At 69.4% G+C, this 25,039-nt stretch carries 21 protein-coding genes and 3 pseudogenes; 14 read left to right on the top strand and 10 right to left on the bottom strand.

Annotated elements, in window-relative coordinates; translation table 11 throughout:
- Positions 1-193 precede the first annotated feature (193 nt).
- Positions 194-787 carry a magnesium transporter gene (locus WDJ58_RS20910; protein ID WP_338915251.1) on the bottom strand — a complete coding sequence of 198 codons (594 nt, stop codon included), beginning with the start codon at positions 785-787 and terminating at the stop codon, positions 194-196.
- A 172-nt stretch (positions 788-959) separates the two neighbouring features.
- On the opposite strand from WDJ58_RS20910, the gene WDJ58_RS20905 reads away from it, so the two are divergent.
- The gene (locus WDJ58_RS20905) at positions 960-2,813 is read left to right on the top strand and encodes a cation:proton antiporter (protein WP_338915250.1); all 1,854 of its coding nucleotides are present in this window, start codon (positions 960-962) and stop codon (positions 2,811-2,813) included.
- 41 nt (positions 2,814-2,854) lie between these two features.
- Here the strand turns inward: WDJ58_RS20905 and WDJ58_RS20900 are convergent, their stop codons facing one another.
- On the bottom strand, positions 2,855-4,264 hold the full coding sequence (locus WDJ58_RS20900; RefSeq protein ID WP_338915249.1) for a signal recognition particle protein Srp54: 1,410 nt from the start codon (positions 4,262-4,264) through the stop codon (positions 2,855-2,857).
- A gap of 170 nt (positions 4,265-4,434) precedes the next feature.
- Between WDJ58_RS20900 and WDJ58_RS20895 the strand changes: the two genes are divergently transcribed.
- Together WDJ58_RS20895 and WDJ58_RS20890 are read left to right on the top strand one after the other, a co-directional pair.
- Entirely contained in the window at positions 4,435-4,737 is a 303-nt protein-coding gene (locus tag WDJ58_RS20895) for a HalOD1 output domain-containing protein (RefSeq protein WP_338915248.1), read from the top strand.
- Between the two features lie 278 nt (positions 4,738-5,015).
- A pseudogene (locus WDJ58_RS20890) lies at positions 5,016-5,288 on the top strand (hypothetical protein); the annotation flags it as partial.
- Here the strand turns inward: WDJ58_RS20890 and WDJ58_RS20885 are convergent.
- Complete coding sequence (locus WDJ58_RS20885; protein WP_338915246.1) at positions 5,260-6,525, bottom strand: sialidase family protein; 1,266 nt, start codon at positions 6,523-6,525, stop codon at positions 5,260-5,262. The pseudogene WDJ58_RS20890 and the gene WDJ58_RS20885 sit on opposite strands and share 29 nt — an antisense overlap.
- 183 nt (positions 6,526-6,708) lie before the next feature.
- Here WDJ58_RS20885 and acnA point away from each other — a divergent pair, with 183 nt between their 5' ends.
- On the top strand, positions 6,709-9,495 hold the full coding sequence (gene acnA, locus WDJ58_RS20880; RefSeq protein WP_338915245.1) for an aconitate hydratase AcnA: 2,787 nt from the start codon (positions 6,709-6,711) through the stop codon (positions 9,493-9,495).
- Positions 9,496-9,510: 15 nt separating this feature from the next.
- Here the strand turns inward: acnA and WDJ58_RS20875 are convergent, their stop codons facing one another.
- A complete protein-coding gene (locus WDJ58_RS20875) occupies positions 9,511-10,461 on the bottom strand; it encodes a PfkB family carbohydrate kinase (RefSeq protein WP_338915243.1) in 951 nt (316 codons plus the stop codon).
- Between the two features lie 110 nt (positions 10,462-10,571).
- On the opposite strand from WDJ58_RS20875, the gene WDJ58_RS20870 reads away from it, so the two are divergent.
- From WDJ58_RS20870 to WDJ58_RS20860, 3 genes are all read left to right on the top strand, one after another.
- On the top strand, positions 10,572-11,549 hold the full coding sequence (locus WDJ58_RS20870; RefSeq protein WP_338915242.1) for a nucleoside hydrolase: 978 nt from the start codon (positions 10,572-10,574) through the stop codon (positions 11,547-11,549).
- 270 nt (positions 11,550-11,819) lie between these two features.
- Positions 11,820-12,812, top strand: coding sequence for a polysaccharide deacetylase family protein (locus WDJ58_RS20865; protein ID WP_338915241.1), 993 nt, complete (start codon positions 11,820-11,822; stop codon positions 12,810-12,812).
- 618 nt (positions 12,813-13,430) lie between these two features.
- Positions 13,431-14,198, top strand: coding sequence for an SDR family oxidoreductase (locus WDJ58_RS20860; RefSeq protein ID WP_338915240.1), 768 nt, complete (start codon positions 13,431-13,433; stop codon positions 14,196-14,198).
- Between the two features lie 123 nt (positions 14,199-14,321).
- Here WDJ58_RS20860 and WDJ58_RS20855 read toward each other — a convergent pair whose 3' ends face one another.
- The 3 genes and pseudogenes from WDJ58_RS20855 to WDJ58_RS20850 form a co-directional block, all read right to left on the bottom strand.
- On the bottom strand, positions 14,322-14,486 hold the full coding sequence (locus tag WDJ58_RS20855; RefSeq protein ID WP_338915239.1) for a hypothetical protein: 165 nt from the start codon (positions 14,484-14,486) through the stop codon (positions 14,322-14,324).
- Between the two features lie 50 nt (positions 14,487-14,536).
- Positions 14,537-14,710 (bottom strand): annotated as a pseudogene (locus WDJ58_RS26395) (HEPN domain-containing protein); the annotation flags it as partial.
- Complete coding sequence (locus tag WDJ58_RS20850) at positions 14,703-15,041, bottom strand: nucleotidyltransferase domain-containing protein (RefSeq protein WP_338915238.1); 339 nt, start codon at positions 15,039-15,041, stop codon at positions 14,703-14,705. The pseudogene WDJ58_RS26395 and the gene WDJ58_RS20850, both read right to left, overlap by 8 nt.
- A 244-nt stretch (positions 15,042-15,285) precedes the next feature.
- On the opposite strand from WDJ58_RS20850, the gene WDJ58_RS20845 reads away from it, so the two are divergent.
- The 3 genes from WDJ58_RS20845 (at position 15,286) to WDJ58_RS20835 (ending at position 17,942) form a co-directional block, all read left to right on the top strand.
- Positions 15,286-16,062 carry an acylneuraminate cytidylyltransferase family protein gene (locus WDJ58_RS20845; protein WP_338915237.1) on the top strand — a complete coding sequence of 259 codons (777 nt, stop codon included), beginning with the start codon at positions 15,286-15,288 and terminating at the stop codon, positions 16,060-16,062.
- On the top strand, positions 16,052-16,996 hold the full coding sequence (locus tag WDJ58_RS20840; protein ID WP_338915236.1) for a Gfo/Idh/MocA family protein: 945 nt from the start codon (positions 16,052-16,054) through the stop codon (positions 16,994-16,996). The genes WDJ58_RS20845 and WDJ58_RS20840 overlap by 11 nt, the downstream gene beginning before the upstream one ends.
- Positions 16,997-17,576: 580 nt before the next feature.
- Entirely contained in the window at positions 17,577-17,942 is a 366-nt protein-coding gene (locus WDJ58_RS20835; protein ID WP_338915235.1) for a hypothetical protein, read from the top strand.
- 29 nt (positions 17,943-17,971) lie between these two features.
- Here WDJ58_RS20835 and WDJ58_RS20830 read toward each other — a convergent pair whose 3' ends face one another.
- Positions 17,972-18,361, bottom strand: a complete 390-nt coding sequence (locus tag WDJ58_RS20830) for a pyridoxamine 5'-phosphate oxidase family protein (protein ID WP_338915234.1) — start codon at positions 18,359-18,361, stop codon at positions 17,972-17,974.
- A gap of 269 nt (positions 18,362-18,630) precedes the next feature.
- Here WDJ58_RS20830 and WDJ58_RS20825 point away from each other — a divergent pair.
- The 4 genes and pseudogenes from WDJ58_RS20825 to WDJ58_RS20810 form a co-directional block, all read left to right on the top strand.
- Positions 18,631-19,242, top strand: a pseudogene (locus WDJ58_RS20825) (DUF2270 domain-containing protein); the annotation flags it as partial.
- A 230-nt stretch (positions 19,243-19,472) separates the two neighbouring features.
- Positions 19,473-20,651, top strand: coding sequence for an iron-containing alcohol dehydrogenase (locus WDJ58_RS20820; protein ID WP_338915233.1), 1,179 nt, complete (start codon positions 19,473-19,475; stop codon positions 20,649-20,651).
- A gap of 112 nt (positions 20,652-20,763) precedes the next feature.
- Entirely contained in the window at positions 20,764-21,135 is a 372-nt protein-coding gene (locus WDJ58_RS20815; protein ID WP_338915232.1) for a hypothetical protein, read from the top strand.
- Positions 21,136-21,692: 557 nt separating this feature from the next.
- Positions 21,693-23,243 carry a galactose oxidase-like domain-containing protein gene (locus WDJ58_RS20810; RefSeq protein WP_338915231.1) on the top strand — a complete coding sequence of 517 codons (1,551 nt, stop codon included), beginning with the start codon at positions 21,693-21,695 and terminating at the stop codon, positions 23,241-23,243.
- A 112-nt stretch (positions 23,244-23,355) separates the two neighbouring features.
- Here the strand turns inward: WDJ58_RS20810 and eif1A are convergent, their stop codons facing one another.
- Together eif1A and WDJ58_RS20800 are read right to left on the bottom strand one after the other, a co-directional pair.
- Positions 23,356-23,640 (bottom strand): translation initiation factor eIF-1A, encoded by a 285-nt coding sequence (gene eif1A / locus WDJ58_RS20805; RefSeq protein ID WP_338915230.1) that lies wholly within the window; start codon positions 23,638-23,640, stop codon positions 23,356-23,358.
- A 209-nt stretch (positions 23,641-23,849) separates the two neighbouring features.
- Positions 23,850-25,031 (bottom strand): hypothetical protein, encoded by a 1,182-nt coding sequence (locus WDJ58_RS20800; protein WP_338915229.1) that lies wholly within the window; start codon positions 25,029-25,031, stop codon positions 23,850-23,852.
- Positions 25,032-25,039: the final 8 nt, after the last annotated feature.

Below are 25,039 nucleotides of genomic sequence, written 5' to 3'. Positions count from 1 at the left end.
ACCGCGTTCGAGACCACCGGCAATTAACGCGGTGTGAGACGGCTTCGGACGGCGACCACCGGGTGGAAACCCGCGCAGGAACCCCCTCCGCGTGACCTCCCCGTCGTCGTGCAACCCGCCCGCGAGATGCCGAGTTGTGGGTCGAAACCCCTCGCGGGGGAACGCCCACGACTTCAGTCGTGGGTACATTACGTCAGGCCCCTCCTCCTCCTCCGGCGAGCCCCAGGGCGATGACCGTCCGGGCGGCGAACAGCATGGTCGCGAGGCCGACCACGTCGCCCGTCGTCGTCACGACCGGGCCGGCGAGCGCGTCCGGGTCGAGCCCGCGCCGGTAGCCGACGAACACCACCGTGACGACCGCGGTGGTCAGCACGACGCCGGAGATGAGCCCCGCGATCAGCGCCACGCCGATCAGTGCCAGCGGCGAGACCGCCCGGCCCTGGAGCAACACCAGGAAGGAGCCCACGATGGCGGCGAAGAGGCTCATCGCCAGCCCGTTCGAGATCGCCGCCGCGACGGCCGCCCGGACACGCCGGTCGCCGAGCGAGACCCGGGGTTCGACCAGCCCCTGGTGGAGCGCGCTCGCCAGCCGCGCGCCGAGCGAGCCGTAGACGTTCCCGCGGATGGCGAGCAGCGCCGGCACCACCAGCAGGAGGCCGGGGATCGCCCGTAACTCGGCCTCCATCCCCCCGAGGACCACGCCCGCGAAGAGCCCGCCGGCGGCGCTGACCGAGAGCACCGGCAGGGCCTCGCGGTAGGCTCCGACGGCGACCTCGCGGGTGGACATGCCCCGGAGTCGGCCGGGAAGCCTCAAAAAACCCGACGGGGTGACCCGAACCCCGCTCCGGGACCCGGACCAGGCCCTTCCCTGCAACCTATTTATGTGTCGAGCGGGGGATCGGGAACTACCGGATGGGCGTACACACCCCGGCCCGTGAACGGCCCCCGGACGAGACCTCATGAGCGCGAGTTCGGGACTGCTAGCGCTCGTCACGGCGATCGTCGCGCTCGGCGTCGGGGCGCAGGTCGTCGCCGACCGGTTCCGCGTCCCGAGCGCGCTGTTCCTCGTCCTGGCCGGCGTCGCGGTGGGTCCCGCGGGGATCGACCTCGTCGCCCACGACTCGTTCGGCGACGCGCTGACCACGATCGTCGGACTGTCGGTCGCGATCATCGTCTTCGAGGGTGCCTTCACCCTCGACGTCGAGAGGATCCGTCAAACGCCGTCCACGGCGATCCGGCTGGTCACCGTCGGGGCGATCACGGCGCTGCTCGGGACGGCGCTCGCGGTCAGGTTCGTCCTCGACGCCTCCTGGGGGATCGCGCTGCTGGTCGGGGCGCTCCTCGTCGCGACCGGGCCGACGGTCGTCACGCCGATCCTCTCGGTTGTCCACGTCCGCGACCGCGTCGCGACCGCCCTGGAGACCGAGGGGATCGTCAACGACGTCACGGCGGCCATCCTGGCCGTCGCGGTGTTCGAGGCCGTGACGCTCGAACGGGCGGACCCCCTCGCGTTCGCCGACGCGTTCCTCAGCCGTCTCGTGATCGGCGTCCTGATCGGGGCGGCCGTCGCCGCGGCCCTCTGGGCGCTGTTTCGCTACCCCGAACACGCCACCCGGGACGCCCCCCAGCACGCCCGGCTGCTCGTCCTCGCGAGCGCCGTCGTCGCCCACGGCAGCGCGGAACTCATCACCGGCGAGGCCGGCATCGCCGCCGCCGCGACCGCGGGGCTCCTGCTCGGGAACGCCGATCTCCCCTACGAGGGGTCGATCGAGGAGTTCAAGGACGACGTCACGCTCCTCGTCCTGTCGTTCGTGTTCATCGTCCTCGCGTCGCTCATCGACTTCGGCGACCTCCGGGCGCTCGGCCTCCGCGGCGTCCTCGTCGTCGCCCTTGTCATGTTCGTCGTCCGGCCGCTCGCGGTGGCCCTCTCGACCGCCGGCGAGCCGATCTCGCGCCGCGAGCGGGTGTTCATGAGCCTCGTCGCCCCCCGCGGCATCGTCCCCGCGAGCGTCGCGACGCTGTTCGCCCTCGAGATCCAGCAGACCGACCCGGAGGCGGCGACACTCCTGGCCGGAACGGTCTTCCTCGTCATCCTCGTGACCGTCGTCGCGGAGGCCGGTCCCGCCCGCCACATCGCCGATCTCCTCGGCGTGAGCCTGCGGCGCGTGATCATCGTCGGGGGCGGGAAACTGGGCCTCGCGCTCGCCGAGCGCTACGCCGAACAGGGCGACCACGTCGAACTCGTCGAGTCGGACCCCGAGAGCCTCGAAGCCGCACGGGACGCCGGGTTCAGCGTCCACCAGGGGGACGGGACTGACCCGGACGTGCTCCGGACGGCGGGCGTGGGACGAGCCAAACGCCTCGTCGCGGCCGCGGACGACGACGAGACGAACCTCCGGATCGCCCGTCTCGTCCGGGAGGAGTTCGACGTCGAGACGGTCGTCGCCCGGGTGAGCGACCGGAAGAACCGGGAGGCGTTCGAGGACCTCGGCGTCCGCACGCTCTCACGATCCCAGACCGACCTCTGGGCGATCGACAGCCTCGTCGACCAGTCGCTCCCGACGTGGCTGCTCGCGGTCATGCGCGAGGGGGACGTCCAGGAGGTCGAGGCGACCTCCGCGCTCGTCGGACGGACCGTCCGCGACCTGCAGACCGAACTGCCGCGGCGGATCTTCCTCGTAGCGGTGACCCGCGCCGGCGAGACCTTCGTCCCGGACGCCGACTTCCGCATCCAGCGAGGGGACCGGCTGACGCTCCTCGGTCGAAGGGAGGAGGTCGCCCGGGCGGTCTCCCGGTACCGGACGACTGGCTGAGCACCCGAGCGAGAGAAACGAACGGGCTGGACGGCGAACCCCTACCCGAACGGACCGCCGCCGCCACCGCCCATGCCACCCATTCCGCCCATGCCGCCACCGCCGCCGCCCTTCTGCATCTGCTTCATCATCCGCTCCATATCCGAATCGCCCATCCCCTGGAACTGCTTCATCATCCGGGCCATCATCCGGTGCTGTTCGAGCAGTTCGCGGACGTCCTCCTCGGGCCGACCGGAGCCCCGCGCGATCCGCTCGATGCGCGACTTGCCGACCGACCGGGGGTTCTCCATCTCCTCGTCGGTCATCGAGTCCATGATCACCTCGAACGACCCCATCCGCTCCTGGGTGACGTCCATCGCGTCGTCGGGGAGCTGGTCCATCAGGTTCCCACCGAGCCCGGGGATCATGTCCATCACCTGGCTCAGCGGCCCCATCTTGTTCATCGCGTTCATCTGCTTGCGCATGTCCTTCAGGGTGAACTCCCCCTGGAGCATCTCCTCGGGGTCCCAGTCCTCGTCCTCGTCCCCGGTCTCGGCCATCGCCCGCTCGACCCGCTCGGCGAGCTGTTTCAGGTCGCCCATCCCGAGCAGCCGGGAGATGAACCCGCTGGGCTCGAACCGCTCTATGTCCTGTACCTCCTCGCCGGTCCCGAGGAAGGCGATGGTGGAGTCGGTCTGGTCGACCGCGGCGAGCGCGCCGCCACCCTTCGCCGTCCCGTCGAGCTTCGTGATGACCACGCCGTCGATGCCCACGGCGTCGCCGAACGCCTTCGCCTGATCCTTCGCCCCCTGCCCGATGGCCGCGTCGAGCACCAGCAGGTTCCGGTCGGGGTCGACGTACTCCTCGATGGCTTCGAGCTCCTCGATGAGCGCCTCGTTCAGCCCGGAGCGACCGGAGGTGTCGACGATCCGAATGTCGGCGTCCGCGGTCTCCGCTAGCCCCTTCCGGGCGATCTCGACGGGGTCCTCCTCGTCGGGATCGCCGTAGAAGTCGACCTCCGCGCGCTCTGCCATCTGTCGGGCCTGATCGTACGCGCCCGGCCGGAACGTGTCGGTCTGGATCACGGCGGGCCGGAGCCCCTTCTTCGAGAACCACCACGCCATCTTCGCCGCCGTCGTCGTCTTCCCCGACCCCTGGAGCCCGGCGAGCAGGATGGTCTGCTCCTCGAGGGGCAGGTCGGTCGATTCGCCGACGAGCGCGACCAGCTCCTCGTAGACGATGCGCAGGACGTGGTCGCGCGCGGACGTGCCCCCGGGCGGCTCCTCCTCCAGGGCCCGCTGTCTGATGGAGTCCGAGAGGTCCATCACGAGCGAGACGTCGACGTCGGCCTGGAGCAGCGACCGCTGGATCTCCTTGACGATCTCGTCGACGTCCTCCTCGCTCAGTCGGGACTTCCCCCGGAGCTTGTCGAGCGAGCCCCTGAGCGAACTGCCCAGATCATCGAGTACCATTTGGCGTCGCTACGCCGCGGGCACGGTAAACGTTTTTCCGTCGCTCGTCCGCCCGGCGAGCCGCTCCGTTCGCCGGCGACCCCGTGTCGCTCCACCGCCGAGCGGCCCCCGGGTCTTGCACTGTCATGGAACGTGGCTTTCAGTGTAGGACCGGTAGCCACCGGCATCAGATGGGAGACCGTATCGCACATCGGTGTCACTACCTGAACGAGGAGAACGTCCCGCTCAGCGTGGCCGTCTGTGAGGCCATCGCCATCGACGAAGCCTCCCGGCCGGTCGTCGAGGACGACCCGCTTCCCGACTACCTCGACGTCGAGGCGATCGACGACCTGTTCACGGAGGCCATCGCGAGAGAGGAGGGGGTCTCCGTCTCGCTCCGGATGACGCTCGGAGACCGGGAGGTGGACGTCCGAACCGATCCGACCGCCTCCGACGAACCCGTCCGGATAGACGTGACCGATATCGACGAGTGAGCGCTCGGCGGAGGCGACGCGCCACCCCCCGACACGGACCCACCGGGCGGACTCCCCTCCCGTTCGCCCATTGGCGGTCGTGACTCAGGGGCACCGCCGGCGCGAGGCGACCCGACCGTCCACCCGTACCGAGAACGACTACCGCGTCCCGCCCAACGACGCCGGGATGCTCTACCCCTCCCTCCGAAAGCTATAGTCGCGTTTGGAAGTCTTTACTCACGGACGGGGGGACCGTCCCCGTCCGGCGTGTGTTATCGGTTCCAAACGCTACTATAGCGGACGCGCGGCTCGTCAGGTACCCCTGTGAGGGTCACGAGCTCGCGCGGTCGGACGACCCCCGGCACGTCGTCGACCGGCTCGAACGCGTCCGCCGGTGGTTCGACGGCTACTCGGGGTCCCGCGACGTCCCGCGGGCGCTCGACTGCGGCGAGAGCGAGGGGTACGAACTCCGCGAGGAGGTGTACGCCCGAGCCCCGCTCCACGGCGACGGGAAGTCGCGGGCTCCGGGGGCGGTGTCGGGTCTCACCTCGGCGCGTCGGCACCGTCGGTGAGCCACTCGATCGTGAAACGGTGAAACGCGAGCCGCCGGTAGGGATCGGTCCCCGCCGAGCCGCGCTCGAAGAGACAGCCGACCGACCCGTCGGGGAGGACGCTCAGACAGGAGTACGCCGACGGGCCGTCGTGGAGGCGCTTCGAGTGGCTCCAGGACTCGCCCTCGTCGTAGCTGAGCCGTACCGTCAGGTCCACCCGGTTCTCCTCGTGTGCCGGGTTGGCGAAGAGGACCCGACTCCGCCCGCTCTCGGGCCAGGAGTACCTGAGTATACTCGCCTGACATCTCGGGGTCACCAGTGCCTCGTCGAACCCGATCTCCGACCAGGAGTCCCCGCCGTCGTCGCTCGTCGCGACGGCGCGACCGTCGCTGGATTCCCGGTAGTTACGCATGTTGAACGCCACGCGGCCGTCGGGGAGTTCGACCGCCTGCGGCTCGTCGACGTGCGGGCCGACCGTCCCGCCCAGTTGCCAGGTCTCGCCCCCGTCGTCGCTGTAGAACGCGTGGTCGTACCGGAGGTTGTCGTCCGGGAGCTCCTCGCCCCGCTCCCAGAGGTTCGTCCAGTGGGTCGCCGGGATCAACAGGCGGCCGGCGTGCTCCCCGCGTTCCAGCTGGATACCGATACCGGGCCCGGTCGCGTAGTACCCCCAGTCGTCGCGCTTCACCGACCCGGTGATCTCCGTCGGCTCCGACCACGTCCGTCCGTCGTCGGTGCTCCGGGTCATCAGGACGTCCCGGTACTCCCTGACGAGCGGGAGGTGGACCGTCCCCGTCGACCGATCGACGACCGGCGTCGGGTTCCCGACGGTCAGGTCCCCCTCCGAGTAAACGACCCGCTGGTCGCCCCAGGTCCGTCCCCCGTCGGTCGACCGCTTGATCACGGTGTCGGTCGGACCGCGGTCGCCGCCCTGGCGCGCCTCGCAGAACGCCAGGAGGGTCCCGGCCTCGGTCCGTACCAGTGCCGGGATCCGGTACGTCTCGTAGCCGCCCTCGCCGGAGACGAACGCGTCGGTCGACTGAGGTGTCGGCCCGGAGCCGGTCGTCCCCGGTGGGGTGTCGGTCGCTCGCGGAGTGGCGGCGGTTTCAGTCGCCCTCGGGGTACCGTCGACGGCCGTCCCCGGGGTTGACTCGTTCCCGTCGGAGTCCCCCGATCGGCCGATACAGCCGCTCACCCCCGCGGCCGCCGCACAGGCGCTCGCGAGGAACGCCCGTCGTCGGCACCCGCTCGGTGGTCGCATCGACGCGGCTTGTGTCCGGAGCGGCTAATCGTTGTTGGCAGGCGTCGACTCGCGGTGTCGTAACCGAGCCCGTGGCCGACCGCCGACGGGGTACGGTCGATGGGGCGATACGACCACGGCTCGTTCTCCCGGACCGGGAACGGGTCGTCCTTTCATTACCCCTCGGAGCCTACGACGACCGATATGCCCGCTTCAGACCCCTTCGATGCCCTCCGCGACATCGAGATCGGCGGCGAGTCCTACCGGATGGCGGACCTCACGGTCCTGGAAGAGCAGGGCCTCTGTGAACTGGACCGGCTCCCCGTGAGCATCCGGGTGCTCCTCGAATCCGTGCTCAGAAACGTCGACGGCGACGAGGTGACCGCCGAGGACGTCCGCAACGTCGCCTCGTGGGCACCGGACGTCCCCGACGTGGAGCTCCCGTTCCAGCCCTCGCGCGTGGTGCTCCAGGACCTCACCGGCGTTCCGGCGGTGGTGGACCTTGCGGCGCTCCGGTCGGCGGCCGCCCGGAAGGGTCGTGATCCGAAGCTCGTCGAGCCGGAGGTACCGATCGACCTCGTGATCGATCACAGCGTCCAGGTCGACTTCTTCGGCTCGCCCGACGCCTACGAGAAGAACGTCGAGCTGGAGTACGAGCGCAACGGGGAACGATACCGTGCGCTCAAGTGGGCGCAGGGGGCGTTCGAGGACTTCAGCGTCGTTCCACCGGGTACCGGAATCGTCCACCAGGTCAACCTCGAACACCTCGGTCGGGTGGTCCACGCTCGCGAGGAGGACGGCGAGAACTGGCTCTACCCCGATACCCTCGTGGGGACCGACAGCCACACGCCGATGATCGGCGGCATCGGCGTGGTCGGCTGGGGCGTCGGCGGCATCGAGGCCGAGGCCGCGATGCTCGGCCAGCCCGTCACGATGAAGCTCCCCGAGGTCGTCGGCGTCCGTCTCGAGGGCGAACTCCCCGAGGGCGCGACGGCGACCGACCTCGTGCTCCACGTCACCGAGAAGCTCCGAGAGGTGGGCGTCGTCGACCGCTTCGTCGAGTTCTTCGGCCCCGGCGTCGCCACCCTGTCGGTCCCCGATCGGGCGACCCTCTCGAACATGGCCCCCGAGCAGGGCTCCACGATCAGCGTCTTCCCGGTCGACGAGGCCACCCTGGACTACCTCGAACTCACTGGCCGCGAACCCGAGCACGTCGAACTCGTCCGCGAGTACCTCGACGCGCAGGGGCTGTTCGGCGAGCAGGAGCCCGAGTACACCGAGGTGGTGGAGATGGACCTCTCGACCGTCGAACCGAGCCTCGCTGGCCCCAAACGCCCGCAGGACCGCGTCCCGATGCGTGACATGCGGACCCACTTCCGCCGACTCGTCCACGGCGAGTTCGAGCACCTGCTCGACGACGTGAGCGAGGAGGCCATCACTCGCTGGCTCGGCGAGAGCGACCCCGACTACGAGCTCGAGACGCCGGAGATCGGCGGCGAGGAGGCCGGCGAACTCTCGAAGCAGGTGACGGTCCGGCTCGACGACGACACGACTACCGAGATCGGCCACGGGAGCGTCGTCGTCTCGGCGATCACCTCCTGTACGAACACGTCGAACCCGTCGGTGATGATCGCCGCGGGCATCCTGGCGAAACGGGCCGTCGAGCGGGGGCTGGAGGTCCCCCCGTACGTCAAGACGAGCCTCGCGCCGGGCAGTCGGGTCGTCACCGAGTACCTCCGGGAGTCCGGGCTGTTGCCCTACCTGGAGGACCTGGGGTACGACGTCGTCGGCTACGGCTGTACGACCTGTATCGGCAACGCCGGCCCGCTCCCCGAGCCGGTCGAGCGGGCCATCGACGAGCACGGCCTCTGGACGACGAGCGTCCTCAGTGGGAACCGGAACTTCGAGGCGCGCATCCACCCGAAGATCCGCGCGAACTACCTCGCCAGCCCGCCGCTGGTCGTCGCCTACGGGCTCGCCGGGCGGATGGACATCGACCTGGAGAACGAGCCCCTGGGGACCGACGAGGCGGGTGAACCGGTCTACCTCGCCGACCTCTGGCCGGGGACCGAGGAGGTCCGTCAGACCATCCACGACAGCGTCTCGCCCGCGATGTTCGAGGAGAAGTACGCGAGCGTCTTCGAGGGCGACGAGCGCTGGGAGGCCCTCGAAGCACCCACAGGCGACGTCTACGAGTGGGACGAGGAGTCGACGTACATCCGCGAGCCGCCGTTCTTCCTCGACTTCCCCGAGGAGAAACCGGGCGTTGCCGACGTGGAGGACGCGCGGTGTCTGATGTTACTGGGGGATACGGTCACGACCGACCACATCAGCCCCGCGGGACCGTTCTCCGCCGAACAGCCCGCCGGCGAGTGGCTCCTCGAACGCGGCGTCGAGCCCCACGAGTTCAACACCTACGGCTCGCGCCGGGGCAACCACGAGGTGATGATGCGCGGGACGTTCGCGAACGTCCGCATCGAGAACGAGATGCTCGACGACGTCGAGGGCGGCTACACGATCCACCACCCGACGGGCGAGGAAACGACGGTGTTCGAGGCGAGCGGGCGCTACCGGGAGGATGGCACGCCGCTGGTGGTGATGGCCGGAAAGGAGTTCGGCACCGGCTCATCGCGGGACTGGGCGGCGAAGGGGACCGATCTCCTCGGCGTGCGGGCGACCATCGCCGAGAGCTACGAGCGCATCTATCGGGACAACCTGGTGGGGATGGGCGTGCTCCCCTTGCAGTTCCAGTCGGGCGACGGCTGGGAGTCGCTCGGGCTCGACGGCTCCGAACGGTTCGAGATCCACGGGCTCGACGACGGGCTCGGGGTGGAGGAGGAACTCGAAGTAGTGGCCGAGCGCGACGACGGCTCGACAGTCGAGTTCCCCGTCACCGCGCAGGTCGGAACTCCGGCGGCAGTCAGGTACGTCGAGCACGGGGGTATCCTGCACTACGTCCTCCGGCGGATGCTCTACGGGAAGAGCGAGTAGCGCCGACCCCGTTCCTCAGCTCCCGATCTCTCGCCGGTACGCCCGGACCCGTTCGAGCATCGGTGTCGCCCGCTGGACGCCTTCGACTTCGACGGAGAGCGTCCCGGCGACGCAGGCGCACTCGACCGCCTCGCGGAGCGCCACGTCACGGGAGAGTTCGGCCGCGAGGTAGCCCGCGAACACGTCGCCGGCACCGGTCGTGTCGACGGCGTCGACCGCCGGTGGTTCGACGGTGAACCGCTCGCCCTCGGCGGGATCGACGACTACCGGTTCGGGACCGTGCTTGTAGACCACGGTACCCTCGAACCGGTCGAGCGCGTCTCCGAGGGCGGCCGCCTCGGCCTCGTTCGGGAGCGCGAAATCGACGCAGGCGTGACCGAGCAGGTCGGCCGCTCCCGCCGCCGGGGCGGGGTCGAAGATCACCGTCGGCCGGTCGTGCTGGCCGTCGAGGGCCGTGAACAGGGCGTCGATGGCCGGCCCCGGGAGTTCGTTCTGGACGAGGAGGCAGTCGGCCCCGCGGAGCGTCTCGGCGTGCGCGTGGGCGTACGCCGGGTCGACCGCGGCGTTCGCCCCGCCGACGATGGCGATGTGGTTCTCCCCACCGGGTATCACGAAGACGTACGCCGTTCCGGTCGGTGCCTCGGCCACCTCGACGGACGAGACGTCGACGCCGAACCCCGCGAGCGAGGACAGGACGTCGAACGACCCGTGATCCGTGCCGACCTTCCCGTAGAGGCCCGACGTCGCGTCGGCCCGCGCGGCCGCGACGGCCTGGTTCGCCCCCTTCCCGCCGAGGAACGTCTCGTCGACCAGCCGGTCGACCGCCTCGGGGACCGATTCCACGGATCGGGTCTCGCCGCGTGCCGGGAACCAGTCGTACCGCGCTTCGAGGTCGGCGGCCTCGTCCGCATCGACGTAGGCGACGCGGTCGACGTTGACGCTGCCGAAACTGGCGACCGTTCCCATCGGCCGTGCGCTCGCGCACCCGACAGTTGAACCCTTCGACGCGGCCCCGACCCCGCGAGCCCGTCCGTGGCGAGCACAACGGCTTTCCCCCGCGCCCCGTCCCCTGGGGTATGAGCGACACCGGTACCGACACCGATCCGCGGCGGATCATCGTCGACACGGACACCGCCGGCGACGACACGCAGGCGATCCTCCTCGCGTGTCTGACCGACCGTCTCGCCGTCGAGGCGCTGACGGTCGTCGCCGGCAACGTCCCCTTCGACTACGAGGTCGAGAACGCCAAGTACACGCTCTCGCTGATCGACCGCGAGGACGTTCCCGTGTACGAGGGCGCGCGCGACCCGCTCCTCAAGTCCCACGAACACGCCGAGTACGTCCACGGCGAGGGCGGGCTCGGCGGCGAACTCTTCCCCGACACCGGTATCGGCTCCGAGCCGGGGTTCGCGCCCGACACGATCGTCGAGCACGCCCGCGACGCGCCCGGCGAACTCTCGCTGCTCTGTATCGGGCCGCTGACGAACGTGGCGCTCGCGCTCGCCCGCGAACCGGACCTCCCCGACCTGCTCGAGGAGGTGTGGGTGATGGGCGGTGCGGTCGAGTGGGGCGGCAACGTCACCCCCGCCGCGGAGTACAACTTCTGGGTCGACCCCGACGCCGCAAAGCGGGTCCTCCGCGAGTTCGAGGTCCACCTCGTCGACTGGGGGATCTGCGTCCGCGACGGCGTCTTCGGGCCCGACGTACTGGATCGCGTGGCGGGGATCGACACCGAGCTCGCGGGGTTCTTCGAGGAGATCACGGCGTCGGTCCGGGAGTTCACCGGCGACCAGCAGGGCATCGACGGGACGACGCAGCCGGACTCGCTGGCCGCCGCGCTGTGTGCCTACCCCGAACTCCGCGAATCGGTCGGGACCTACCACGTCGACGTCGACGAGCGCGAGGGGCTGACCCGGGGCTATTCGGCAGTCGACACGGACGGCGTGACCGACGGCGAGCCACGGACCCACGTGATCGAGTCCGCCGACGCCGACGGGTATCGAGCGGTCCACCTCTCGATGCTGGAACACGGCGACCCCGACAGGGTGTTCTGACTGCCGACCCGGACGCCGACGGGCACTCCGAGACGGGGTGGCGACCGACGCTCGACCTCCGGAAAAGAGCACCATCTATCATTCGAAATGGCCCGTTAATTCATCCGAAATTACATAATCGGCCGCAAGCTTATTTAAAAACGACACGGTTGTATCGGACAGGAACCGAGCCGTGTTTAGGGGGCGTACTACCGACGATCTGAATCAGGTGGGGGCCCTACTAGCGACGAACGCCGCGACGCTCGGTCTCGGCACGACGATGGGGGACACATGAACACGCTGATGTACCACTACGTTCGACCGGGGATGGAGTCACCGCCGTACGGTTACTACCACCTGCCGCTGGAGTCGTTCCGCCGGCAGCTGGACCACCTGCAGGAGGAGTACGACCTCGTCTCCAGGGAGCGGTTCTTCGAGTTCGTGCGGGAGGGGAGGGAACCGCCCGAGGACGCCGCCGTACTGACGTTCGACGACGGGGTGGCCGATCACCACCGGTGGGTGCTCCCCGAGCTCGAAAAGCGGGGGCTGTGGGGCATCTTCTTCATCCCGACCGCACCACTCGTCGACGGGCGACCGCTCCCGGTCCACCGCATCCACACGCTCGCCGGGGCCGTCCCCGGAGACCGACTCGTCGAGACGCTCGTCTCGCTCCTTCGGGAGGAGGGCGTACTCGATGCCGACGCGGAGGAGAGCGAGGACATGTACGCCGGTCGCGAGACGCCCGAGCAGGTCCGGACGTTCAAGCGGATACTGAACCAGGAGGTCTCCTACGCGGCGCTGGACGACGTCCTCGACCGGCTCGAGGCGGCCTTCCCGGACGCCGACGTCGGGGTGGACGTCGAGGAGTACTACCTCACGGTCGACCAGGTGGCCGACCTCCACGACGCGGGGATGACCGTCGGGGCACACTCGATCAGCCACCGGATCCTCCCGCGGCTCCCGTACGCCGAACAGCGCGCCGAGATCGTCGACTCGAAGGAGTTCCTCGAGTCGGTAATCGACGAACCCGTCCGGGCGTTCGCCTACCCCTACGGGACCGAGGGGACGTTCTCCGAGGAGACGGTCCGGATCGTCGACCAGGAGGGGTTCGACGTCGCGTTCACGACCGTGGCCCGCGCGGCGACGGCCGAGGAGTTCAGCGACCGACCGCTCCGCCTCCCCCGGTTCGACTGCACCGAGTTCCCGCACGGCGCGAGCCGCGAGGGGCTACCGGAGTCGGAGTCGGCCTCGGAGTCGAAGTCGGCGGTCGAACAGGAAGTATGACATCCTCCTCGCCGTAAACGGCGAGGGTTCCCCATCCGCGCTCGGGGTCGGGCTGGCCAGCGCACCCTGCAAAACGGTGCGTGGGACTCCAGTCCGTCCGACGGGGGCAAATCCACCGGCTTGTGTGGGGTGTCTCGGTTCGTGCGCTGTACGTGAGTCCCGCGAGGGATGTGGCGTGTTGCGCGTCCCGAGGGACGCGGTATCTCCTTGCACCGTGCATCCCCGCCGTCCACGAGGGAGTTGGGGAATGCCCCCGGACGCCGATTTCTCTGCATCCGGGCACGGGTCGTGCCATCGACCTGCCTGCCCGTCGAGCCACGGTGGGCAGGTTCAAGCGCGGGAGGCTCGCGTTGTTGATGCCCGCCTTTCGGCGGATGCGTCGGTGGACGTGAGTCCGGTCGAAGGTGTGTTATCGACCACGCCGACGGGAGGAACGCCAACCCACCTCCAGTTTTCCGCGTTGAGTTATCGGAGAGACGACCCCGGATGGTATAATCGCGTGGCTCGGGGCGGAAGTGGTCGGATTCACGCCCGCCCTGAAGGGCGGGACTCTCTCCTTGAATCAGGCAGCGCCGACCCCGACGGGGGGTTTACCTGCCGGCCGGCCGACCGATCCCCATGTTCGAACTCGACGACCGCGTCGCGCTGGTCACCGGCGGTGCGGGGCTGATCGGCGAGGCCGTCTGTGAGGCGCTCGTAGAGCAGGGCGCACACGTCGCGCTCGTGGAACCCGACGAGAGCTACGGACGCGAGGCCGCCGACCGGCTCGGCTCCGGCGCGACCTTCTACCGGGCCGACGTCACCGAGGAGGAGTCGGTGGCGGCGCTGTTCGAGGCGGTCACGAGTGACTACGAGCGCCTCGACGTGCTCGTGAACTGCGCCTACCCGCGGAACGAGGCCTACGGCCGCCCGTTCGAGGAGGTGACCTACGACGACTGGCGCGAGAACGTCCTCGCCCACCTGGGCGGGTACTACCTCACCTCCCGCGCGGCGGGGTTCCTGATGGCCGATCAGGACGACGGAGGGAGCATCGTCAACCTGGGGTCGATCTACGGGACCTGTGCCCCCGACTTCTCGGTCTACGAGGGGCTCGACATGACCAGCCCGGTCGAGTACGCCGCGATCAAGGGCGGGATCATCAACTTCACGCGCTACCTCGCCTCCTACCTCGGGCACGAGGGGGTCCGCGCGAACGTCGTGAGTCCCGGCGGGGTCTTCGACGACCAGCCCGAGCCGTTCGTCGAGCGGTACGAGGCACGGACCCTGCTGGGCCGGATGGCCGACCCCGGCGACGTGGCGGGTGCCGTCGCGTACCTCGCCTCCGACGCGGCCGCCTACGTGACCGGGCAGAACCTCGTCGTCGACGGGGGGTTGACGGCCACCTGAGACGGGACCTTCCCGCAGCACGACCCGGGTCGTCACGGGCGTTCGAGCCGGATCCAGAGGACGTATACTCGCTGAGTCTACAACGGTGGCCCGTCGAACGTCCCCCGCTCCGGGGCCCTCACTCTACTCCCCGGGCTCCGAATCGACGAGAGCGGCCATCGATTCGACGAACGATCGGGTCCGATCGAGTAACGTGGCGACGTCGGCGTCGATCGGTTCGTACCCGTAGTCGGCCTGCTGACGGAGATCCGCGAGCGTCGTGAGGAGCCGACCCTGACTCCGGTCCACGGATCCGTCGAGCACGAGCGCTTCACCGAACCGGTCCGGATCGCGACGTGTGAAGACGGTTCGATCCCCCGGTCGTACAGGGCAGCCTGTGCCGCGTGGAAGGCCGCGTAGTAGAGCCGGTTGACCACCCCCTCGTCGCTCCCACCGGAGGCGAGCTGCTCGGCATCGTTCAGCGCCTGCTGTGCCTTCGCCAGTTCCTCCTCCACGTACCGCTCGTCAATCATATATCCGTCTTCCGTCGGAGAGCGCCCGCCTGAAGAAGGGGTGATCGGATCGACGCTCGAGCGCCGATTCCGTGACACCGTGGATACTGAACGCGGGCCCGTGCTCGAGCATGACGCCGTACGCGATGTCGCGGAGTCGTTCCTCGACGGCGGTCTCGTCGGCCCCGTCGTCGACGACTGCGAGCACGTCGACGTCCGAGTCGTCGGTGTGCGTCGATCGGGCGACACTTCCGAAGAGGACGAGCCGTCGAAGTCCGGGGAGTCGGGCGGCCTCGACTCCGTCGACGAAGTCGGTGACCGCCCGATCGTGCGGAAGCGTCGTCGAAGCCACGACCGAGCGTTTCGGACCCGGTTCTGATAAGTTCCCTGTCCGGCCGGCCGGAGTACGCATCCGACCGTGGCTACACGAGGGCGATTCACGTCGCCACGGCACCGGAATGGGAGTTCCTGCTGTCGAGCGCGTATCGTCCTTACTCGGCGACCGACTGACGCCCTCGATCGCGGACAGGGGGAGGGGAGGTGGACGGCTATCTGAAGTGGGGAAAATAGTTACGTGGTCCGTCTGAACTGGAGATATGATAGACGATGAGCGGGTCGTCGCGCTGGTCCCCGCGCGCGGCGGTAGCAAGAGCGTCCCGGACAAGAACGTCCGACGTCTCGGCGGCAAGCCGCTCGTCGGGTGGCCGATAGACGTCGCGGCGGCGACCGACGCGGTCGACCGCGTCGTCGTCTCGACCGACGACGAGCGCATCGCATCGGTCGCCCGCGAGTTCGGCGCGGACGTACTCGACCGGCCGCCGGAGCTGGCCCGCGACGACTCGCTGGTCATCGAGACGATCCGTCACACCGTCGAGGAGCTCGCCGGACGGGGCGAGACGGCGCAGTACGTGGCGATGCTCGAACCGACGTGCCCACTGCGCGCGCCGCAGGACGTCGAGCGCTGTCTCGATCGGCTCGCCGGGTCGGATCTCGACTCCGTGGCGACGTTCGTCGAGGCGGAGGTCAACCCCCACCGCACCTGGCGGCTCGACGAGGACGCCCCGCCCGAGCCGTTCGTCGACGGTGCCGACCCCTGGCAGCCGCGCCAGTCGCTGCCCGAGGCCTACCAGCTCAACGGCGGCGTCTACGCGTTCGACGTCGACGCCGTGCCCGACGAGGGTGTCTCGCTGCTGTTCGGGGACGCCGACGGGGTCGTGATGCCCCCCGAACGGTCGGTCGACATCGACACGGAGGTGGACTTCGCGCTCGCCGAGGCGGTGCTCGAGGAACGGGACGGAACGGCGACGAGCCCCGACGGGGGGAGGCCGACGGCTGGCGGGAGCGGGACCGGGGGTGTCGCCGATGGCGGGTGAGTCGCTCGACCTCGGCGTCGTCGGCATCACCGAGGGCAACGGCCACCCCTACTCCTTCTCGGCCATCGTCAACGGTTACGACGACGAGGGGATGGCGGCCTCGGACTGGGACGTCATCCACGACTATCTCCGCACGAAGGACCGCTCGGAGTTCGGATTCGACGGCGTGTCGGTGACCCACGCCTGGACGCAGGACGCCGAGGAGACCGAGCGGCTCCGCGCCGCGACCCGCATCCCGAACGCGGTCGGGGATCTGGAGGGGATGCGCGACGAGGTCGACGCGGTCCTCCTCCTCAGGGGGGACTACGAGCGCCACGCCGAGATGGCGATGCCGTTCCTGGAGGACGACGTCCCGGTGTTCGTCGACAAACCGCTCGCGATGGACACCGACGATATCGGGACCCTGCGGCCGTATCTGGAGTCCGGACTGCTGATGTCCTGTTCGGGGTTCCGGTACGCCCGCGAGCTCGACGGCCCACGTGCCGTCCCGGGGAGCTACGGGGACATGCAGCTCGTCCAGGCGGCGGTACTCAGGGACTGGGAGAAGTACGGCGTCCACATGCTCGACGCGGTCTTCGGCGTCCTCGACGCCCGGCCCGTCTCGGTGCAGGGCGTCGAAGGCGGCGAGGCGAATGACCACACCGCGATCACGGTGACGATGGACGACGGGACGCTCGTCTCGATCGACTCGCTCGGGGACGTGCCGCTCACGTTCGACGTGGCCTTCTACGGGTCCGAGCGGAGCTCACACCACGAGCTCCGCGACAACTTCCGCGCGTTCCGGCGAACGCTCTGGCACTTCGTGGAGTCCGCCCGGGCCGGCGAGCCGTCGCTGGACCCCGACGAGACGCTCGACGTCCTCCGGGTGCTGGTCGCCGGACGGCGGTCGCTGAACACGGACGTCCCGGTCGACATCGACGACCTGTCGATCTGACCGTACACGGGGACACGGGGGCTCCGTGTCGGGTATCGGTGTCGAGGACCGCCACAGGTGGCGAGTGGGCCCGCGCCGCGGTCAGTCTACGTCCGCCCCCGCCCGAAACTATCTTTCTGCAAGGAGAGAATCCCGCCGTGTACGGCGGGAGTGAATCCGACAACACCGCTACTAACGGTGTACTGGTGACTGTGGATATATTTATGTAGTACCAAGATGCAGCATGACATCCCCCGAGGCGGCACGCCCGCCGTTCCAATCGGACAGTATCGGGGCTCCGAGGGCCAGACTCTTCGAGACACACCTTCTCGAACCACTGTGGGTCTCGGTACAAGATAACTCCGAGTCCCCTACCGGGATAGGAGTAACGGCGGTGTGGCCCCGTCCTCAGAACGGCTTCGCCGTTCTGATGGGCTGCACGAGAGCACCGCTCTCGTGAACGCCATCGGCCCGTCATGCCGACAGGTCGTAAACCAGCAAAGATCCCACCCAGCGGCGCGGTGCCGTGGGAAGCCCCGCCTTCACGGCGGGGAGGAGGTCACCCACCAGGTTGATGTTTACTCGGCCCCCGATTCCGGGTATGTCGCTGGCTATCGCCCACTTCGCCGTGGGCACGATGGCAACCGCCCTCCTCCTCGCCCTGATCGCCCCGCACCTCCTCCGCTCTCCGACGGTGCTGGTCGCGGGCGGCGTCTGGGGGATGATCCCGGATATCCACTGGGTACTGCCCAGGGGCTCGGAGCTCGTCCGCTCGTTCCACACGACCCCCTACGCGAACCTCTTCTGGTTCCACCACTACCTCGACCGGGTCGACCCGACGAACGCCGAGACGTTCGCCGCCGCCGCCGTGGGCGCGCTCCTGGCGGTGCTGCTGATCTGTGAGGTGTTCACGCGGGTCCGGTTCTCCGCGTCCGTCGTCTCGCCGGCGGAGAGCCGACAGGAGTAGCGGTCCGCCGTCGGGACGGGGGAGCCGGATCAGTACGTCCGGTAGCTCGCCGACCCGACCGTCACGCGAACGAGGGTGTTTCCCTCCCAGGAGTCGGGCTCGACGCCGTACTTCCGGTTTATGCGCCGATTCGCCGACCGGTTCTCTGCCTCGTCCTCGACCACCTCGGCGGTGCCGAGGAGGGTGACCGTCCACTCGGGGATACCGGCCCGCTCCTTCTGGACCGCGATCGAGACGCGGGGGTTCGAGCGGAGGTTCTCCAGTTTTCGTCCGGTGGTCATCACCTCGACGACCCCGTCCTCGTAGCGGTACCACACCGGCGCGACGTGGGGCCGGGCCTCGCGGCTCGTCGCGAGGTACGCCGTCAGCGGCTCGCTCGTCAGCAGTTCCTCGACCTCGGCCGGAACGCGCTCTGACACGCTCTCACGTCTATCCCGGGACCGATAACTCCTGGGCCCGGATCCAGTGGGATTGCAGAGCAATGTGATTAATACACTCGACCGATAAGGACCGTCGAGACCGGATGTCGGAGGACGCCAGCGACGGTCGCCGGGGCCCCACCGGGGACCTGGACGACGACGGGGGAGGTGACGATCCCGAAGCGACGGCCAGGACCAGTGCCGGGACGGACGCTCCGGGCGGATCCGACGACTCGGGTGGGATCGACGATCCACGGGTCGCGGAGGGGATGTTCGACGAGGGCGGCGCGGGGTCGGCGCTGGCCCACCTCTACCGCGGCGAGATCCACCGCATGAAGGCCTGGCGCGAGCGGCTCGACCGGACGACCAACTGGGCGGTCATCGTGATGGCGGCCGTCCTCACATGGGCCTTCTCGAGCGAGAACAACCCCCACTACGTCATCCTGGTCGGGGCGGCCGCCATCTCGGTGTTCCTCGTCATCGAGTCCCGCCGGTACCGCGGGTACGACATCTGGCGGAGCCGGGTCAGGGTCCTCCAGGAGAACGTCTTCGCGTACGCGCTCGACCGTGACGTCGGCCTGACCGACCCGTCGTGGCGCGAGAAGCTGAGCCGCGACTACGTCCGGCCGACGATGAAGCTGAGCTTCCAGGCGGCGGTCGCCCACCGGCTGCGCCGGGTGTACCTCCCGCTGTTCGCCCTGTTGCTGTTCGCGTGGGTCATCCGTGTTACGTCCTTCTCGGTGGACGCCTGGCCCGAGAGTGCCGCCATCGGGATGATACCCGGGCTGGCCGTCTCGGCCGTGGTCGCGGCGACGGCACTGCTCGTGGCGCTCGTCGCCGCTCGCCCCCGGTCCTGGAAGGGTGAACTCCACGAGGCGGACCCCGACGCCTGGGACCGACACCGGCCGTTCGAGGAGGTCAGCGATATAGGCTATCCGGTACGGCACCTCCGACGGGGACGGCCGGGGGCACCGGGTAGCGAACCGGACCCCCAGGGCGGGACAACGGAGGACGAGTCGCCGGAGGACTCCGAACGCTAGACGGGGCTCGCGTCGGATCCACACCCCTCGCCCCCGTGAGTATATACCCGGGCCGGCCGGGAGTCGGTGACATGGACACGCCCGACCCAGGGACCGACGTCGGTCCGACGCCGCTGTCGTTCCGCGCCCCGGAGACCCGATTCGGTGTCGGGGTGAGCGAGGAGTTACCCGAGAGCCTCGATCGGCTCGGCGTCGACCGCCCGCTGGTCGTCACCGACGAGGGGATCCGCGAGGCGGGAATCGTCGACCGCGTCGTTTACGGGCTCGCCGACCCCGTGTTCCACGACGCCACCACCGAACCGTCGACGGACGACTTCGGGGCCCTCCCGACGGACGCCGTCGACGGCGTCGTCGGGCTGGGCGGCGGCTCCTGTCTCGACACGGCGAAGGTCGTCGCGCTGCTCTTGGCCCACGGCGGCGACGCCGCCGACTACCTCGGCGTCGACCGCGCTCCGGGTTCCATCGCGCCGCTCGTCGCCGTGCCGACCACTAGCGGGACGGGTTCACAGGCCACACAGACCGCCGTCGTCTCCCACGCTGGGGTCAAGCGAGGCGTGAGCGACGAGGAGCTCCGCCCGGACGTCGCGCTGGTCGACCCGGCGCTCACCGACGGGGTTCCCCCGGAACTGACCGCCCGATCGGGGTTCGACGCGTTCGTCCACGCCCTCGAATCCCTGACCGCCCGCGACTACGCCGAGGTCGAGCCGAGGGCGATCACCTACCAGGGGGCGAACCCGATGTCGCGGCCGTACTCCGCGCGGGCGTTCTCGCTCGTCCACGGGGCGCTCGAACGGGCCGTCGCCGAGGGGACGCCCGCCTCGCGGCGGTCGATGAGTCTCGGGGCACACCTTGCGGGGGTGGCGTTCTCGAACGCCGGCCTGGGGGTGGTCCACGCGCTCGCCAGCACCGTCGGCGGCATGACCGACCGCCCACACGGCGACTGTCTCGCCGTCTCGATCGAAGCCGGCCTGCAGTACAACCTCCCCGTCCGCCGGGAGACGTACGCCGACCTCGCGAGGGATCTCGACGCGGGCGAGGACGCGGAGGCGCTCGTCGCGGAGTGTGCCCGCCTGCGGGACGCGATCGGCCTCCCGGGGTCGTTCCGGGAGGTGGGTCTCGGCCCCGGTGACGTCGAGGCGATGGTCGAGAACACGCTCGTCCAGGAGCGCCGCCTGCCGACGAACCCGCGCGACGTCGACGCCGACGCGCTCGGGGGGGCCCTCGAAGAGGCGTTCGCCGGAGAGGCGTAGTCGTCCGGTCGGCGAGGCCGCCGATCTCGGGGCCGTCAGTCGCGTCTGATGAAACGACCGCCGTACCTACCGGAAGGCCTTCACCGGTGACGACACCAGGGTCCCGGTACCGATGCGCCCCGAGATCACCACACGGCGCCTCCTGTACGGTCTCGTGCTCCTCGTCGTGGGCGTGGGCGTCTGGACGGTTCCGCTCGCGGGACAGCGGGCGCTGGCCGCCGAGGAGGACTACGTCGCCGACCGACTCTCGGACACCCCCTGTCTCACGGACTGGGGGGTGAACGAGGGGGCGGGACCGAGCAGGGACGCGTCCATCACGAAGCTGAGCACCTCCGGCACCCACGTTCGAGTCACCGTTCCGTACGCCTACACGACGGAGCACGACGGTGAACCGATATTCGCGGACACAGCATCGGAAGCGACCTACGTGGTCACCCCCGTGACCACTCGCCGGGTCGGCGGTGATGCTCTTCCGGCGTGTTGATCCGGTCCGTGCTTCCGACGGTGTCGCGCGCCGCGGCCCGGACGACCGACGCGTTCGCCCCCAGGTTCAAGTACCGGAACGGGACCACCGCCGTCGTGGTCTGACTCCGGCCCGGGCTGGAACGCGGGAGCGCGACGACGACGGCCCGGGAGCGGTGTAGTCGTCGCCTGTTCGCCCTCTCGACGCTGACGGTCCACGTCCGGCCCATCCGCGGGACGGCCACGCTCGATCGCCACGTCCCGACCCGGTGGACGGTGTTACCACCGATCCCCAACCAACCGGGGTATGGCCGGCCACACGTCGACCCGTCGAGGGGAGATCCCCGCGACGTCGTCCGATCCACCGGTTCGCGTGCGAGCGGGAGTTCCCCTTCGAGACTGCCTCGTCCGGGACGAGCCGTGCGGTGAGGTTCCCGTCGAGCGGGACACCCGAACGCCGCCGAGCGGGACGGCTCCCCGACGATAGATAGATGGGTTCGGCGGTTGTGCGACGAGGTGACATGCCGTGCCCGTCGGGGGTCGGCTTGGCCACACCGAGAAGGAGGACCACGATCCACCATGTCGAGCGAGGACTCGGAACCACCGGCCGAACGCGGCGAGTGGGAGCCGGTCGAGCACCGGTTCGGTCACCTGCCGGTCCACGTCGCGCTGTTGCACACGGGGAAGGTGCTCGCGTTCGGCGGATCGGCGAACGACGAGACGCGGCTCCGGAACCCCTATCCCGCGGAGCTGTTCGACCCACGAACCGGGCAGATCGAGGTCGTCGATCAGACGCTCGCGGGTGATCTCTTCTGTGTCGGTCACGCGTTCCTCGCCGACGGCCGCCTCCTCGCCGCCGGGGGGACACACCGCTACGACGGGGGGATATCGATCGGTGGCTTGCCCGACCTCCCGCCGTTCAGCGGGCTCGACCAGGCCTACCTGTTCGATCCGACGGACGAGCGGTGGACGCGGGTCGAGGACACCGACGCAGGACGGTGGTACCCGACCCTCGTGACGCTGGGTGACCGGAGCGTCCTCGCCGCCGCGGGACTCACCAAACACCCACCGTGGGTCGTCCTCCGGCGGATCGAGCGGTACACCCCCGGCGAGGGCTGGGAGGTTCTCCGGGGGGCCGGCCGGTGGCTCCCCCTGTACCCTCGATTGCACCTCCTCCCGGACGGGAGCGTCTTCTACGCCGGGTCGTACAACACCCACTACACGTTCCCGTTCTCGCTCCGGAACTTCCCGACCGCGCGCCTCGATCCCGGCACCGGGAGGTGGACTGAGTACGGGCTCCCGAACGAGGAGGAGCGCGAGGAGGGCGCGTCGGTGCTCCTCCCGCTCCGTCCCGGAGAGAACTACCGGGCGCGGGTGTTGCTCGCGGGCGGCGGGACGCCGACGGGCGAGGAGCCCGTGGCCGACGCCGAAATGATCGACTTCGGCGACGCTCGTCCCTCCTGGCGCTCGGTCGAGCCCATGGAACACGCCCGCTACTACGCCTATCCGGTTTTGCTTCCCGACGGCACCGTGTTCGTGATGGGCGGTCGACGCGGGCCGAAGGGTCACCTCCACGGTATCGACGAACTCGACGACGTGGACGGGGCGGTCCCCTCGATACCGGGGGCGGTCCACGAGGCCGAGCTGTTCGACCCCGGGACCGGGACGTGGACGACGCTCGCGCCGATGGCCGTCGACCGGCTCTACCACTCGAACGCGCTCCTCCTCCCCGACGGACGGGTGATGACCACCGGGAGCAACCCGAAGCGCCGCGTCGACGAACGCCGCATCGAGACCTACCGCCCGCCGTACCTCTTCCGGGAGCCGCGACCGACGGTCGAGGCGGTCCCGGAGGTAGTGGGTTACGGCGAGACGCTCAACGTGCGAACGCCGGACGCCCGGACGGTCGACGAGGTGGCCCTCGTCCGGCAGTCCTCGACCACGCACTGCCTCAACACGGACCAGCGGCTCGTCGAACTGCGGGTACTCGACCGGAACGAAGGATCGCTGACGGTCGCGGTACCGGAGAACTCGAACGTGGCACCCCCCGGTTACTACATGCTGTTCCTCCTCCGCGGGGGCGTCCCCTCGGAGGCACCCTTCGTCAGGGTCGGGGCGAACGGACGATAGGGGCGAAGCGTGCGTAACGAGGATTCGCGCGCGCTGTGCGGACCGCGAAGCGAGGGATCGACGGCGCGTCGGCTACGTGCTCGCCGGCCCGAAAGGAGAAGAAAGGCTCTGTCTACTGGATGTGACCTTCGCGGCGGAGCTGCTCCGCGTCCTGGCCGGTGTAGCGCCACTCGATGTTGGCCTTCTCGTCCTGCCAGGACCACGGCTCGACGATGACCACGTCGCCCTCGTTGATCCAGGTCCGGTACTTCATCCGGCCGGGGATCCGGCCCATCCGGTTCTGTCCGTCCTCACAGCGGACGCGGACGTGGTTGCCGCCGTTGTGCTCGGTCACGACCGCGAACAGCTCGTCGTCGTTGGGCATTCGGAGGTTCCGACGCCCTGTCTCCTCGCTCATGGTATCGATACGACGCGCGGACGGTTAAGTGATTGGAGACGCGTGTTATCGTGTGACAGCAGACTGGAACGAGACGTGCCGGGGTGCGGTAGAACGTGGCAGATCGCCGGGAAGCCGGCCCGCTCGGCCACCGATCGTGCACCGGATGGCCGGTGCTCGTCGATCGAGCCGAGATACGCGAGAAGACGAAGGAGCGTTCGAGGCGGGAGTCAGTAGGCGTCGTTCTCGACCAGTCGGTCGGCGATGCGCTGTGCGCCGGTCGCGGCGGCCGTGACCGGCTCGTCGGGTGCGACCACGCTGACCTCGCGGTCGAGCGCCTCCGAGAGGCGCTCCTCGACCTCATCGACCAGGCCGGGGATGCAGGTCATCCCGCCCGTGAGCACGACCTCGTTGTCCAGCGCGAGCTTGTAGGTCTTCATGTAGTCGTTGGCGAGCCGCGGGAGGAACGTGTTGGCGAGTTCGTCGACGAGCGCGTCGACGTACTCGTCGACGGCGTCCATCACGGCGTGCTCGATGGTGAACTCGTGGGAGCCGCCGCCGGGCTGCTGGATGACGTCCGTGAACGGCTGGAAGTCGACGAACGAGGCGTGCGTCTCCTTGTACTCGCGTGCCGTCGTCCGGTCGATGTTCACCCGACCCTGGGTCTCGTCCTCGACGTAGTTGGCGATGGTCCGGTCGACCTCGTTGCCGGTGACGGCCCCGGTGGCGAACCGCGAGAGCTGCTCGCCGCGCCGGAACGCACAGGCCTCGAGGTTGGTCGAGCCGAGGTTCACCGCGACGAAGATCTCCTCGATCGCCTCCAGCTCGTCGCCCATAGCCGGGATCGACGCACACAGCATCTCGGGGTACGACCGCGTGTGGGCCTCCCCGATGTCGCTCCCGGTGATGACCGTCTCGAGGTTGGCGAGTCCGGCCTCGTTCTCGATGGTCGGGATGGCGTAGACGACCACGCTGTCCCCGGGGACGTCGTTGGCGTCGACGAACTCGCGGAAGAACGTCCCCGCGAGTTCGGCGTTCTCGTCGTCCTCCGGGAGCCCCGACCGGAGCATGTACTGCACACGGTCGGGGTACTCGACGGCCGCCTCCTCGCCGTAGATGACGCGCTCCTCGCCCGTTAGGGCGTCCTCGTAGGTGGCGAGACAGGTCAGCGACGCCGTCGTCGCGACGTCCGACCCGTTCCGCGCGGCCAGCACCGTCCGCGTGCTCCCGAGTTTCACACCGACTGGCGTGGGCTCCGCGCTCCCGGTGTCGTCCTCGGCCTCCTCGGTGGCGTCCTCCTCCGCCGATTCGACGGCTTTCTCCTCCCACTCGACCGCGTCCTCGTCCGCCTCCGTCTCCGTCTCCGCCGACGGTGCCTCGGCGTCCACCTCGCTCGGATCCTCGGTAGCCATACCCAATG

It is taken from the genome of Salinirubellus litoreus, assembly GCF_037335815.1.
In the GTDB taxonomy this organism is placed as follows: Archaea; Halobacteriota; Halobacteria; order Halobacteriales; family Haloarculaceae; genus Salinirubellus; species Salinirubellus litoreus.
This window is presented reverse-complemented; position numbering and strand designations above follow the sequence as displayed.

Bases quoted from the DNA above. Each gene is read 5' to 3' on its own strand.
- WDJ58_RS20905 (WP_338915250.1), top strand. From the start codon at position 960: ATGAGCGCGAGTTCGGGACTGCTAGCGCTCGTCACGGCGATCGTCGCG.
- eif1A (WP_338915230.1), bottom strand. From the start codon at position 23,640: ATGAGCGAGGAGACAGGGCGTCGGAACCTCCGAATGCCCAACGACGAC.
- WDJ58_RS20810 (WP_338915231.1), top strand. From the start codon at position 21,693: ATGTCGAGCGAGGACTCGGAACCACCGGCCGAACGCGGCGAGTGGGAG.
- WDJ58_RS20865 (WP_338915241.1), top strand. From the start codon at position 11,820: ATGAACACGCTGATGTACCACTACGTTCGACCGGGGATGGAGTCACCG.
- WDJ58_RS20845 (WP_338915237.1), top strand. From the start codon at position 15,286: ATGATAGACGATGAGCGGGTCGTCGCGCTGGTCCCCGCGCGCGGCGGT.
- WDJ58_RS20870 (WP_338915242.1), top strand. From the start codon at position 10,572: ATGAGCGACACCGGTACCGACACCGATCCGCGGCGGATCATCGTCGAC.
- WDJ58_RS20910 (WP_338915251.1), bottom strand. From the start codon at position 787: ATGTCCACCCGCGAGGTCGCCGTCGGAGCCTACCGCGAGGCCCTGCCG.
- WDJ58_RS20885 (WP_338915246.1), bottom strand. From the start codon at position 6,525: ATGCGACCACCGAGCGGGTGCCGACGACGGGCGTTCCTCGCGAGCGCC.
- WDJ58_RS20820 (WP_338915233.1), top strand. From the start codon at position 19,473: ATGGACACGCCCGACCCAGGGACCGACGTCGGTCCGACGCCGCTGTCG.
- WDJ58_RS20840 (WP_338915236.1), top strand. From the start codon at position 16,052: ATGGCGGGTGAGTCGCTCGACCTCGGCGTCGTCGGCATCACCGAGGGC.
- WDJ58_RS20860 (WP_338915240.1), top strand. From the start codon at position 13,431: ATGTTCGAACTCGACGACCGCGTCGCGCTGGTCACCGGCGGTGCGGGG.
- WDJ58_RS20835 (WP_338915235.1), top strand. From the start codon at position 17,577: ATGTCGCTGGCTATCGCCCACTTCGCCGTGGGCACGATGGCAACCGCC.
- WDJ58_RS20815 (WP_338915232.1), top strand. From the start codon at position 20,764: ATGCGCCCCGAGATCACCACACGGCGCCTCCTGTACGGTCTCGTGCTC.
- WDJ58_RS20895 (WP_338915248.1), top strand. From the start codon at position 4,435: ATGGGAGACCGTATCGCACATCGGTGTCACTACCTGAACGAGGAGAAC.
- WDJ58_RS20875 (WP_338915243.1), bottom strand. From the start codon at position 10,461: ATGGGAACGGTCGCCAGTTTCGGCAGCGTCAACGTCGACCGCGTCGCC.
- WDJ58_RS20900 (WP_338915249.1), bottom strand. From the start codon at position 4,264: ATGGTACTCGATGATCTGGGCAGTTCGCTCAGGGGCTCGCTCGACAAG.
- acnA (WP_338915245.1), top strand. From the start codon at position 6,709: ATGCCCGCTTCAGACCCCTTCGATGCCCTCCGCGACATCGAGATCGGC.
- WDJ58_RS20800 (WP_338915229.1), bottom strand. From the start codon at position 25,031: ATGGCTACCGAGGATCCGAGCGAGGTGGACGCCGAGGCACCGTCGGCG.